Source organism: Roseateles amylovorans, from assembly GCF_025398155.2.
GTDB classification, from domain to species: Bacteria; Pseudomonadota; Gammaproteobacteria; order Burkholderiales; family Burkholderiaceae_C; genus Roseateles; species Roseateles amylovorans.
In genome coordinates this window covers 870,006-882,730 of sequence record NZ_CP104562.2, presented here as the reverse complement: position 1 = coordinate 882,730, position 12,725 = coordinate 870,006, and the positions used below count along the sequence as shown (strand labels likewise).

Genomic DNA, 12,725 nt, shown 5'->3' with positions numbered 1-12,725 from the left:
TCCTTCCCGAAAGCCTCTCATGACCGCCTACACCGTCACGGCCCGTAACGGCCTCTTCGACACCGCCCCACGCCAGGACCCGGCCCCCGCCGCGCGTCCTGGCACGAACAGCGCCGGCATCAGTCTGGCGGCGGCCATTGCCGTGATCGCGGCGGTAGCGACCAACCTGCGCCCCGGCATCGTCTCGATCGGCCCGGTGCTGGGTCTGCTGCGCAGCGAGTTCCACATCTCCAATGCGCAGGCTTCGCTGCTCACCGCGATTCCCACCCTGTTGATGGGCCTGCTGGCGATTCCCACACCGTGGATGGCCCGTCGCTTCGGTCGCAACCGCGTGATCCTGGTGGCGCTGGCGGTCCTGGGACTGGCCACGCTGTTGCGCGCGTTCTCCACCTCGGCTGTGGTGCTGTTGTTCGCCACCGCTGGCGTCGGCGCGGGGATTGCGGTGGCAGGCGCATTGATCTCCGGCTTCGTGAAGGCGCATCACCCGGGGCGCGTGTCCTTGCTGATGGGCCTGTACGCCGCATCGCTCGGGCTCGGCAGCACGGTGGCCGCGGCACTGACCGGACCGGTTGCCTCTCTCACCGGCGGCTGGCGTGTGGCGACCGCGATGTGGGTGCTTCCCGGACTGGCTGCAATCGCCGCCTGGATCTATGTGTCAAAGGCCGAAGGGGCCTTGGCGTTGCCCGCGCGGGCGGCGACGCAAGTGGCCCATCCGCACCCGGCACGGTCGTGGACGGCCTGGCTGGCGGCGATGTACTTCGCGGCCAACAACTTCCTCTTCTTCGGCCTGCTGGCCTGGTTCGTGCCGATGAACATGGAGTTCGGCGCCTCCCCGGCCACGGCCGGCCTGATGCTCGCGGGATTCACCACCGTGTTCATGTTCTCGAATCCGGTGCCGGCGCTCGTGAGCAAGGGGGCGGACCGCCGGCTGGCCATCGGCCTGTTCGCAGGCGCCTTCATGCTGGGCATTTCGCTGGTCATTGCCTCGCCGCATCAGATCGGCTGGCTGGCGATCGGGCTGCTGGCCTTCGGCATCGGCGGATCCTTCTCCCTGGGCATGACCCTGCCGCTGGACAACACGGTCGATGCCGACCAGGCGAACTCCTGGACCTCCTTCACCCTGGCGATCGGCTACGGCCTCGGTGCGCTCGGCCCCTTGAGCATCGGACTGGTACGGGACATGACCCACAGCTTCGTGCCCGCCCTGTGGCTGCTGGCCGCGGCCGGCGCCCTCAAGCTTGTGCTGACGCCTTTCCTGAGCCCCCGGTTGCCGCATCGCACGGCATGATGCGCAATGCGCAATGCGTGAAGCGTGAAGCGTGAAGCGTGAAGGGTGAGGCGTGGAGCGTTTCAGCCCGACGCCAATGTGGGACCGACAGCGATCTTGACGATCGCCGTTCAGCACGGCGGCCCCCAAAGACAACGCGCCGTCCCAGCCGAAAGGTCGGGACGGCGCGTTGCGTCGCGGAAGCGTCAGAGGCGGTAGACGCCACTGGAGCGTCCGCCGCCCTGAACGGCTTCGCTTAGACGAGGTCGAAGCGGTCGGCGTTCATCACCTTGGTCCAGGCCGCCACGAAGTCCGCGACGAACGAGCCACCGGCGTCATCGCTGGCATAGACCTCGCACAGCGCGCGCAGCACGGCATTGGATCCGAACATCAGGTCGACCCGAGTGCCGGTCCAGCGCAGCGCGCCCGAGGCGCGGTCGCGCCCCTCGAAGACCTCCGCATCCGTCAGGCTGGGCGCCCAGACGGTCGACATGTCGAGCAGGTTCACGAAGAAGTCATTGGTCAGCGCCTCGGCGCGGTGGGTGAAGACGCCGTGCCGCGAGGCGTCCGCATTGATCTCCAGCACCCGCAGGCCACCCAGCAGCACCGTCATCTCGGACGAGGTCAGGTTCAGCAGCAGCGCCTTGTCGACCAGCAACGCAGCGGCCGCCGCGCCGACCGGGGTCTTCTGGAAATTGCGGAAGCCATCCACCACCGGTTCCAGCACCTGGAAGGACGCCACATCTGTCTGGTCCTGGGTCGCATCGGTCCGGCCCGGCGTGAACGGCACGCGGACCGATTGGCCCGCGAGCTTGGCTGCCTGTTCGATGCCCACGTTGCCCGCCAGGACGATCAGGTCGGCCATTGAAACCCGTTTGGTGCCACCGGTGGCGCGGGCGAGCCCGGCGTTGAAGTCGGCTTGCAGCTTCTCCAGCACCGACAGGACATGCGCCAGTCGATCCGGACGGTTGACCGCCCAATCCTTCTGCGGCGCCAGGCGAATGCGGGCCCCGTTGGCGCCACCGCGCTTGTCGGAGCCGCGGAAGGTCGACGCCGAAGCCCACGCCGTGGACACCAGTTGCGCCACCGACAAGCCGGAGGCGCCGATCTTGGCCTTCAAGGCCTCGATGTCGGACGCGTCGATCAGCTCATGATCGACCGCGGGCACCGGGTCTTGCCACAGCAGCACTTCCTGCGGCGCGTCCGGGCCGAGGTAGCGAGCCCGCGGTCCCATGTCGCGGTGGGTCAGTTTGAACCAGGCGCGGGCGAAGGCATCGGCAAAGGCTTGCGGATCGGCGTGAAAGCGGCGCGAGATCCGCTCATAGTCCGGGTCCACGCGCAGGGCCAGATCGGCGGTGGTCATCATCGGCTGATGTCGCAGCGTGGGATCGTGGGCATCGACCACGGTGCCCGCGCCCGCATCGCCGACCGGCTTCCACTGATGGGCGCCGGCAGGACTTCGGGTCAGTTCCCATTCGTGGCCGAACAGGGTGTCGAAGTAGCCGTTGTCCCAGGTGGTGGGATTCGGCTTCCAGGCGCCTTCGATCCCGCTGGTGATGGTGTGCTGGCCGCGGCCGGTGCCGAAGCTGTTGTGCCAGCCCAGGCCTTGCTGCTCGATCGCGGCGCCTTCGGGTTCGGCACCCACCTGCGCCGCATCGCCCGCGCCGTGCGCCTTGCCGAAGGTGTGGCCGCCGGCCACCAGGGCGACGGTCTCTTCATCGTCCATGGCCATGCGGGCGAAGGTCTCGCGGATGTCGCGGGCCGAGGCGAGCGGATCGGGCACGCCATCCGGACCTTCCGGATTCACATAGATCAGGCCCATCTGCACCGCGGCCAACGGGTTCTCCAGCTGCCGATCACCGGAATAGCGGCTGTGCGGCTCGCTGCTGCTGGCCAGCCACTTGGCTTCGGCGCCCCAGTTGATGTGGTCCTCGGGCTCCCAGACGTCGGTGCGGCCACCGGCGAAACCGAAGGTCTTGAAGCCCATCGATTCCAACGCCACATTGCCGGCGAGGATCATCAGGTCGGCCCAGGAGATCCGTCGGCCGTACTTGCGCTTGATCGGCCAGAGCAGGCGGCGGGCCTTGTCCAGGTTGCCGTTGTCCGGCCAGCTGTTCAGCGGCGCGAAACGCTGCTGGCCCGACCCGCTGCCGCCACGGCCGTCCGCCGTGCGGTAGGTGCCGGCGCTGTGCCACGCCATGCGGATGAACAGCGGCCCGTAATGGCCATAGTCCGCAGGCCACCACGGCTGCGAATCGGTCATCAGGGCGAGCAGGTCCGCCTTCAGGGCAGGCAGATCCAGACGCGCGAATTCGGCCTTGTAGTCGAAGTCATCGCCCATCGGGCCGGTGCCGGGCGTGGAATGACGCAGGACGCTGACGTCGAGTTGGTCCGGCCACCAGTCCTTGTTGGTGCGGGCCTTCGGTGGGGGGGTCTTGCCGGAGAACGGGCATTGGCTTTCGGTGGTCATCGGCGCTTTCCTCTGCAGCTGAATGGCCGGCGCGCAGCCCCTGCTGCGACGTCGGCGTCTTGAAAAATGATTGGGAGAACCGACCACCCATGGCCGTCGCGGGCGCCAGCGCGCCGCATCGGCCAAGCGGGGCAGGGTCAACCGACCTGGGAGGCGGACGCCGCGATCTGCTCGAGCATGGCGGCGACATCCACCGACTCCTGTTCGGTGATGCCGGACCAGAGCTCAACACCCCTCAGGTGATCCGCAAAGCACTCGGCCTCGGCGCGGAAGGCATCGACGCTGTGGAACTCCATCGTCTCGAACACGGGCGACCCATCCGCCGCATGGCGCTTCAGGCGCAGCGTGAGCGGCGTGTTGCCTGGCGTTCCGTTGGAATAGTTCGCCTCGATCACGCCGTTCTCACAGGCGATCACGGCAAACCGATGGGAGCTCGCGCCGAAGTTGCAGGCGATCTGCGCCATCAGGCCGTCCGCGAAGGCGAGGTTGGCCAACACCGCGGTGTCGACCGATTGGGCACCACGCTGCGCGAAAGCCTGGACCTGCGTCGGTCTTGCACCCGCGATGGCCCGCACCAGGCTGATCGGATAGGCGCCCGCATCCATCAAGGCACCACCGGCCAGGTCCGGGCTCAGACGGATGTCCTCCGGATTGGTCAGCTTGAAGCCAAAGCACGCCTGGATGGCGACGGGTCGGCCAAGTTCACCGGAGCGGATCAAGCGGAGCAACTCGATCGACTGGGGCTGCGCACGGTAGGGATAGGCCTCGACCAGTTGCCGCCCATTCGCACGGGCGGCGTCATAGATGGCCCGGGCATCGGCGGCGGTGCCGGTCAGGGGTTTCTCGCACAGCACGTGCTTGCCGGCTTCCACCGCCCGGATGCACCACGTCTTGTGCATGCTGTTGGGCAAGGCGATGTAGACCGCCTCGACGTCCGGGTCGGCCAGCAGATCGGCGTAGGCATCCGTCGCACGGGCGATGCCGAACTTGCTGGCGAAGGCCTCGGCACGCGCCATGTTGCGACTGGCGACCGACGTCAATCGGACCTTCGGAGAGCTCGAGGATTCCCTCGCAAAGGCGGAGGCCACCAGGCCGGTGCCAAGAATCCCGAAACTCACAGGGTTGGATGGGCTCATGAATCAGAACTCGCTTCTTGGAAAGACGTCGAACGCCGTCGCACGACATGGAAGGACATCAGCGGTGCCTGCACGAGGCGGACACCGCTGATGATGCGGAGATCAGTCACGCCGAGCGAGGCGATGCACCGCCTCGCTCGGTCGCTGGCGGTCAGTCGCAGCTGTAGCGCGAACTGCCGTCCAGGTCGAGCGGCAACACCAGGGTGCGGATGTTGGCCGCGCGGGATGCGGCGCAGAGCTTGTCGCGGGCGCCGCTCGTGTTCTTGGCGTACTTGGTCGCGTATTCCGCGTTGAACACGGGCTTGTTCTTCGAGGTGAACGCGGTGTAGACGCCGCATTCCGAGTACTCGTTGCACTGCTCGTTGATCGCGAAGTCGAAATACGGCTCCAGGGCGGCCACCTGGTCGACGTCGTTCTTCAGCGCCACCGCGAGGCCGCGGGCATGGGCCTGCGTCGCCAGGAACTTGTTGTAGTCCAACTGATGGGCGGCGGTGAGCGGGAAGCCGCTGCTGTTGCTGTAGCCATCGACGTTGTCGGGCTCCACGCCGTCACAGCCCTTCTGCTTGGCCAGGTCCAGGCGCGCGACCATGACGCTGCGCACGGTCGTCGAGCGCGTGTCCAGCCAGTACTCGCCGGGCCATCCGTCCAGTCCCTTGCCCTTGTCCGAAGCCTGGAAGAGCGCGTAGTCGGCGCGCCAGTTTTCCGCGCTGCCGGCGGAGAAGTAGCACACCACCTTGCGGCCGGCGGCCTTCAGTTGGGCGATGGTGGCGGCATCGGTGTTGAAGAGGTCGATGTCAAGGACGGTCGCGTTGACCTTGGTGTCCAAGGTGCCCGTCAGCTGCCAGTGCCACGACGTGTTCACGGTCGGCTTGTACCAAGTGCCCGGTGCAGGTGCAGGTGCGGGAGAAGGCGCAGGCGTTGGTGCCGGAGCCGGAGCCGGCGTGGGCGCGGGTGCCGGTGCGGGCGTCGGCGCGGGTGCGGGAGCCGGCGTGGGCGCTGGTGCTGGTGCTGGTGCAGGTGCAGGTGCAGGTGCGGGTGTCGGAGCAGGTGCGGGAGCCGATGTGGCCGACGCGGTCAGTGCGAACACCTCCCTGGTGTTGCTGCTGCTGCAGGTGGCAGTTGAGAAGCCGAGGTTGCCCAGCTTCGTCGGCGCCACCAGGCACAGGCCGCTGGCCATGTTGCGCAGCTCCACTTGCTTCGGATCTGCCTGCACCACCAGTTGGAACTGCTGCTTGGTGCTGCCATCGCAGCTGTCGAGCTCCACATAGGCGCCCGCGCGGGTGCTGCTGGGCTTGAGGCAGGCGCCGGACACGCCGGCGGACTCGATGGTGTAGACGCCCGAGCTGCCGGACACCGGACGGAAGACGAAGTTCTGGGCGGTGCTGCCGCTGCAGTTGCTGAGCTTGACGTCCCAGCTGGACGACACCGCCTCGGTGCACGCATTGAGGCTGACGGCGACCAGCGGCGTGGTGGTGGTGGGCAGCGCGGCCGCAGCGGCCTGGATGGAGACGCGGCCCCGGCCAGTGGTGTCCGAGCTCGCGTCGGCGTCCGCCGAGGCGGCCGTCGCCGTCACCGACGTGGCTGCCTTGAACACGCTGGTGCCGGCATCATTGTCCGAGCCGCCGCCGCAGGCAGTCAGCAGTCCCAGCGTGGCGAAGCTGCTCAGGATCACAGCGACCTGCGACAGGCGGCCGGGGCTGGGGACGCGTCCCTCGGCGGTGCGGCATCGTGTGCCAGTATCGGCGTGGATCGGGGGCGCTGGTGCGCGGAGTTGGACTCGGTGAGCCATGTTTGCCTCTGTTGTGATGGGGGGGAAGGGATCCAGAGATGGACGGCGCGACTGTGCGTGCCAAAGCGTGCCGTTGCAGTGACCGTTGTCCGAGCGTGTTACGACACGTTGAGGCGCTCCGTGCTCATCACCGTCACCTGGCGGACGAACAGACCTGGACTCCAGCCGCCCACCAAGATTGAACTGGCCGCAGTCTGGCGCGAGCGAGCACCGGCCGGATTGAACAATCCTGCTAAGAAGCGCCGCCTCGACAGCCCGCAGCACGCGCGGAGCGATCAGCAAAACGGGCGGCAAGCCCGTCGGCATCGGGCTCGCGAGGCACGGCGCCGATCATGTCAGCGCTCAACCATTCGTTACCAAATCCACTTCATCGGTGTCGGCTGCCCACCGCAGTCTGACCGTCACAACGCGGCCATGCTGCGGCGCCCACGCACGCTGTCACCACCGACCCCGTGCCCCCTCCGGCGTGCCATCACCCCTGCGTCTGCAATTGAGTCTTCAGCATGTGTGCGACCTGCGTGCGCATCCAGGTGTGGCTGACGTCGGTATCGAATCGACGATGCCACGCGAGCACGATGGGTGCGGCGGGCAGTTCCAGCGGCAGCGGCCGCGTCACCACCTCCCACGCGGCGCACATCGGTGCACACAGGGTGCGGGAGACGATGGTCACGAAGTCCGAGCGTCCCACGACCTCCAGCGCCGCCGCCGCCGTGGGCAGCGATGCCACCACGTGGCGCGTCAGGCCCAGGGCCTCGAAGGCCTCGTCCAGACGGTCATGCAGTCGTCCTCGTCGCGACACATTCAGATGGGCCAGCGAGGCCAGCTTCTTGGGCGTGAGTCGCGCGCACGCCTGCGGATGACCTCGCCGAAGGGCGACGACCAGCTCATCCGCACCGATCACTTCATGGGTGACCTCCGGCTGCGTCGGGAGGGTCGAGCCGAGTTCCAGGTCGACCTCGTTGCGCAGCTCGTCGAAGCCGCCGGACGCCGCCTCGCCCAGAAAGCGCATGCGCACCGACGGCGCGCTGGTGCGCACGGCGGCGAGCAGGGCGGGAGCGAGCGCGGCCAGCAGCGCGTCGTGGCCGCGCAGGGTGAAGACGCGGTCCAGGGTGCCGAGGTCCAGCGCATTCGCCGGCCTCAAGACGCTGCTGGCCTCCTGCACCAGCGCGCGCACCTGCGTGCGGATCGAGAGTGCGTAGGGCGTCGGCACCATGGAGCGTCCGGCGCGCACCAGGATGTCGTCGCCGGTGACATGGCGGATGCGCGCCAGGGTGCGGCTGACGGCGGGCGGCGTGAGGTGCAGACGCACGGCCGCCGCCGCCACGCTGTTGTGCTCCAGCAGCGCATCGAGCGCGGTGAGTAGATTGAGGTCCATTGCGTCTGCGTAATGAAGTGATTGCCGAAAGGTCACTGGACGGCGCGGGGCCGTTTCCCTAACGTCGCGGCCCGAACGCTGAGGCGGTGACACCGTTGTCCCCGGCAGCGATTGCGGACCGATCGAAGTTGCCCTTGTCTATGAGCGCTGCCGTCAAGCTTTGGCGTGACCACGAGTTGTGCGTGGAGTTCCTGAGCGCCTCGCGCGTGGCCCACAAGTTCAGCACACATGCCCATCCGGAGCTGGTCATCGCCTACTTCGAAGGCGGCGTGCAGACCTTCCAGGCCGCTGGCCGCCGGTGGGTGGCGCAGGCCGGCGATCTGCTGATCTTGCCCCCCGGGCTGGCCCACGATGGCGCGCCCGTCGCGGCCGAGGGTTACAGCTACCGCGCCATCTATGTGGATGTCTGCGCCCTGTCGCGGCTGTGGATGACCGACGCCCGCCTGCGCATGCCGACCGCCCCGGTATTGCTCAGCGGCAGCGCCTTGGTGCCATGTGCGCTGGCGGTGCACCGACGGATCGAAACCCGGGGTGACAGCGCGCTGGGCCGACAAGAGCTGCTGTTCCGGCTGCTGCAGCGCAGCCTGATGGCCGGCCTGTCGACACCGGAATCCGCCTCGCGTCGCGCCCATCCCCGGCAGCCCAAGGCCGCGGCGCTCGCTCGGGACTATCTGCATGCACATTTCGCCGAGGACGTCCGAACGGCCGACCTGGCTGCGATCGCAGGCATCAGCGAATCCCGTCTGACTCATGTGTTCTCCGAAGCCTTCCACTGCTCGCCGGCGGTGTATCACACCGCGCTGCGTCTGTCGGCCGCACGCACGCTGATCCGCGCTGGCATTCCTCTGGCGCAAGCGGCGTCTGAAGTCGGCTTCGCGGATCAGGCCCATCTGACGCGTCGCTTCAAAGCGGCCTTTGGCGTCACTCCGGGGCAGATCGTCTGACGGCTCGCACGGGACCGGCATCCCCAAGACAAGGCGACATGAGCGGCCACCGGCGAACCGAGCACCAGCAACGCGCGGGCTCGACACCGACGATGGCCGTTCGTTTCATCCAAGGGCCCTCGCGTCCGCTCATTGACGAATAAAGGCGAGCAAGTCGGCGTTCAGACGATCCTTGTGGGTGTCGGTCAGGCCGTGCGGCGCACCCGGATACTCGATGAGCTGTGCCCCCTTGACCAACTTCACCGCAGCGCGTCCCGAGATGTCGATGGGCACGATCTGGTCGTCATCACCGTGCACGACCAAGGTCGGGCGATCAATCTTCTTCAGGTCATCGGTCATGTCGGATTCCGAGAACGCCTTGATGGAGTCATAGGTGTTCTTGTGTCCGGCCTGCATGCCCTGCAGCCACCAGTTGTCGATCAGGCCTTGGGAGACCTTCGCGCCCGGACGGTTGAAGCCGAAGAACGGACCGGCCGCGATGTCCTTGTACAGCTGGGCGCGGTTGGCCAACTGGCCGGCGCGGATGCCGTCGAACACCTCAATCGGCACGCCGTTGGGGTTCTTCTCGGACTTGATCATCACCGGCGTGACCGCCGACACCAGCGCCACCTTGGCCACCCGCGAGGTGCCATGCCGGCCGATGTAGCGGGCGACTTCGCCGCCGCCGGTGGAGAAGCCCACCAACACCGCATTCTTGAGGTTCAGCGTCTCGATGACGGTGGACAGGTCATCGGCGTAGTGGTCCATGTCGTTGCCTTCCCAAGGCTGGGTCGAACGTCCATGGCCACGGCGATCGTGGGCGATGACGCGATAACCCTGGCTGGCCAGAAAGATCATCTGGCTTTCCCAACTGTCCGAGCTCAGCGGCCAGCCGTGGCTGAAGACGATGGGCTGGCCGTCACGCGGGCCCCAGTCCTTGTAGTAGAGCTGAACACCGTCATTGGCTGTGATGTAGGGCGTGGTCATGATCGTGGCGCTTTCTCAGATGGGCGAGGTCGATCGGGGTGCCCGATGAAGGCACCACGAGATGAAATCAATTCGGGGGGGCGATGAGCCGACGCGGGCGCGCGTCGGCTCATCGCAGATGGGCTCAGGCCGCAGCGAGGCGGCTGATCAGCACCTGGGCGGCTTCGGCCGAGGAGCCGGGGTTCTGGCCGGTGATGAGTAGGCCGTCGGTGACGACGTACGAGCCCCAGTCCGCGCCCTTGGAGTAGACGCCGCCCTTGGCGATCAGCATGTCTTCCACCAGGTAAGGCACGACCTGGGTCAGGCCCACGCCTTCTTCCTCGGTGTTGGCGAAGCCGGTGACCTGCTTGCCTTCGACCAGCGGACGGCCGTTGGGCGCCTTCACATCGCGCAGCACGCCGGGGGCGTGGCAGACCAGGGCGACCGGCTTGTCGGCGGCGATGAACGATTCGATCAGCGCGACGGAGCGCGGATCTTCGGTCAGGTCCCACAGCGGGCCGTGGCCGCCGGGATAGAACACGGTGTCGAAGTCGGCCTGGGAGACCGAGTCCAGGCGCACGGTGTGGGCGAGCTGGGCGGTGGCGTCGGCATCGTTCTCGAAGCGGCGGGTCAGCTCGGTCTGGAACATCGGCTCATTGCTCTTGGGATCGAGCGGCGGCTGGCCGCCCTTGGGCGAGGCCAGCACGATCTCGGCGCCGGCTTCCTTGAACGCGTAGTACGGCGCGGCCAGCTCTTCCAGCCAGAAGCCGGTCTTGCGGCCCGTGTTGCCGAGTTGATCGTGGGAGGTGAGGACCATCAGAACTTTCATTTCAATCTCCTAAAGCAAGAATTTGAACAACCTAGACCAGTCTACTAGTCGTTTGGCCTGAAAAAACACCTCAGCGAGGTGGCGGGTTGAGCGCAGCACGGCAGCACCGTCCTGCGGCCTGTTGCCGGGATGGCCGGGGTCGTTTCACCGGGCCCGCTCTTCAACAGCGCATGGGCTCATGATAACGATTAAATAGACCAGTCGTCTAGTGATTCTTGAAAAGTCTTTGTGGTCTCTTCAAGGCGCCCTGCCCTGCCCTCAAACGGCTTGCCTGCGGCAGGGCCTGCGCGACCGGTTCGAGGGCGGCCCGAGTGCGTCGGCGTCGCACCGCGGTTGCAGCGCCCTGCCGCGATCCCTGGGCGCCGCGGATGACCGTCAGCCTTCCAGCGGCACCGCCACACGACCGGCGAACTTGGGCGCCTCTGCCTCATCCAACATGGCGGCGGCGACCGTGGCGCGACTGATGCTGGCGGGAAAGAAGCGCGCCGGTATCTGCGCCAGCCCGACCGCGCGCCTTGCCGCGCTGATCGGGCGATTCGACAACGGCCCCGCATGAAAGACCGTGCCGCCCGCGCTCAGGACCCGCGAGTCCGCCGCGACCTTGTCGGGCAGGTCCCGGCGCAGGGCGAGGCCCAGAAGCGTCCGCACGGCCCAGCCACCGACCTGCGCCGACGCACCGGTGCCGAAGGCTCCGAGCCAGAGGATGCGTGCAGGCCGGGCCGCTACACACGCGCGTGCGCCGGCGTCCAGCACGCCCAGCGGGCCGCCCTTGACGGTGCCCAAGGCCGACAGCACGGTGACATCAGGCGTGATCGCCTGGCGCAGCGATGCCGGATCGAACGCGTCGACACGCACCAGCTGAAGCTGCGCCTGCGGCGCCAGACGAGATTGCGCGGGATCGCGCATCAGCGCCACGACGTGATGCCCACGACGCAGCGCCTGGCGGACCAGTTCCTGGCCGGTGCGGCCATTCGCGCCAAGGATGGCGAGTTTCATGCCAGCTCCACCTGCTCGTGGCCGTTGAGCGCATGAACGGCGGCGGCATGCAGATGCGGTGCGGTCATCAGGATGTCCGGGGCGCCCGTAGCCCACGGGGTGCCATCGATCCGGCTGACGACGCCGCCCGCCTCGGTCACGATCAGCCAGCCCGCTGCCACGCCAGGGAGCACGGGGCAGTATTGCCAGAACACATCGTTCTGGCCGCGCGCCAGCTGCATCATCGGGAAGGTGGACGGGACGGTCATGCGCACCAGCAGCGCGTGATGAAGCATGTGGGTGATGGAGGCACCAATGGGGCCGTAGGTCTGCACCTGTTGCGCTTCGGCCTGCCCGGTGGTGGCGATGGCGGCATCGAGCCGGGACTTCGCGCTGACATGGATGGCCGCGCCGTTGCAGCGGGCGCCGCCGCCGCGCACGGCCGTCCAGGTCAACGCCTCCAACGGTTGATGAACGACCGCCGCCACCGGCCGCTGCTCCCGCATGAGGGTGAGGCTGACGCCCCAATCGCGAAGACCATGGACATGGTTGACGTTGCCCTCCACCGCATCGACCACCCACCACTCGCCGTCCGGCAATGGGGCGCTTTCGACTTCGTTGGTGAGCCATCGGGCCTGGGGACGCAGTGCCATCAGGGCCCGTTGCAGGCCATCGGCCACGCGGTCCTCGTTGGCGGCCACGCCGGCGATCAGGGCTTCACGGCTGTCGGGACGTGCATCGGTCGAAAAGGCCGCGAGCAGCCGGCTGCCGGCGTTCTGGGCGACGCCGATCATCGCGTCCAGCAAGAGAAGGTCGCTGTCGGCGCTGGACAGGGACGGGACAGGATCAAACATCTGCGAATTCCTCGTGCGGGGATGAAGCACGTGGCCGCACGATAGGGAGGGCGGGAGATGGCGTCCAGTGCACTTTCGGCAAGGAATCAGTGATTCAGATGCATCTCAGAAGCTGTCCCCCTTTGCCATTGGGGCAACGAG

At 67.4% G+C, this 12,725-nt stretch carries 10 protein-coding genes; 2 read left to right on the top strand and 8 right to left on the bottom strand.

Features of this window, described 5'->3' with window-relative positions; genetic code table 11:
* Positions 1 to 19: 19 nt before the first annotated feature.
* Entirely contained in the window at positions 20 to 1,288 is a 1,269-nt protein-coding gene (locus N4261_RS03885; RefSeq protein WP_261758905.1) for an MFS transporter, read from the top strand.
* A 235-nt stretch (positions 1,289 to 1,523) separates the two neighbouring features.
* Here N4261_RS03885 and katG read toward each other — a convergent pair whose 3' ends face one another.
* From katG to N4261_RS03860, 4 genes are all read right to left on the bottom strand, one after another.
* Positions 1,524 to 3,737, bottom strand: a complete 2,214-nt coding sequence (katG, locus tag N4261_RS03880) for a catalase/peroxidase HPI (RefSeq protein ID WP_261758904.1) — start codon at positions 3,735 to 3,737, stop codon at positions 1,524 to 1,526.
* A gap of 137 nt (positions 3,738 to 3,874) precedes the next feature.
* Entirely contained in the window at positions 3,875 to 4,873 is a 999-nt protein-coding gene (locus N4261_RS03875; protein WP_261758903.1) for a Gfo/Idh/MocA family protein, read from the bottom strand.
* A 151-nt stretch (positions 4,874 to 5,024) separates the two neighbouring features.
* A complete protein-coding gene (locus tag N4261_RS26135; protein ID WP_354005399.1) occupies positions 5,025 to 6,662 on the bottom strand; it encodes an endo alpha-1,4 polygalactosaminidase in 1,638 nt (545 codons plus the stop codon).
* Between the two features lie 472 nt (positions 6,663 to 7,134).
* Positions 7,135 to 8,037: a LysR family transcriptional regulator gene (locus N4261_RS03860; RefSeq protein WP_261758902.1), complete on the bottom strand. Its 903-nt coding sequence runs from the start codon at positions 8,035 to 8,037 to the stop codon at positions 7,135 to 7,137.
* A gap of 140 nt (positions 8,038 to 8,177) precedes the next feature.
* Here N4261_RS03860 and N4261_RS03855 point away from each other — a divergent pair, with 140 nt between their 5' ends.
* On the top strand, positions 8,178 to 8,981 hold the full coding sequence (locus N4261_RS03855; protein WP_261758901.1) for an AraC family transcriptional regulator: 804 nt from the start codon (positions 8,178 to 8,180) through the stop codon (positions 8,979 to 8,981).
* Positions 8,982 to 9,110: 129 nt separating this feature from the next.
* Here N4261_RS03855 and N4261_RS03850 read toward each other — a convergent pair whose 3' ends face one another.
* The 4 genes from N4261_RS03850 to N4261_RS03835 all read right to left on the bottom strand — a co-directional run bounded on the left by N4261_RS03850 (position 9,111) and on the right by N4261_RS03835 (position 12,584).
* The gene (locus N4261_RS03850) at positions 9,111 to 9,947 is read right to left on the bottom strand and encodes an alpha/beta fold hydrolase (protein ID WP_261758900.1); all 837 of its coding nucleotides are present in this window, start codon (positions 9,945 to 9,947) and stop codon (positions 9,111 to 9,113) included.
* A gap of 124 nt (positions 9,948 to 10,071) precedes the next feature.
* On the bottom strand, positions 10,072 to 10,755 hold the full coding sequence (locus tag N4261_RS03845) for a type 1 glutamine amidotransferase domain-containing protein (protein WP_261758899.1): 684 nt from the start codon (positions 10,753 to 10,755) through the stop codon (positions 10,072 to 10,074).
* Positions 10,756 to 11,130: 375 nt separating this feature from the next.
* On the bottom strand, positions 11,131 to 11,751 hold the full coding sequence (locus N4261_RS03840; RefSeq protein ID WP_261758898.1) for an NAD(P)-dependent oxidoreductase: 621 nt from the start codon (positions 11,749 to 11,751) through the stop codon (positions 11,131 to 11,133).
* Entirely contained in the window at positions 11,748 to 12,584 is an 837-nt protein-coding gene (locus N4261_RS03835) for an inositol monophosphatase family protein (RefSeq protein WP_261758897.1), read from the bottom strand. The genes N4261_RS03840 and N4261_RS03835 overlap by 4 nt, the downstream gene beginning before the upstream one ends.
* Between the last annotated feature and the right edge of the window lie 141 nt (positions 12,585 to 12,725).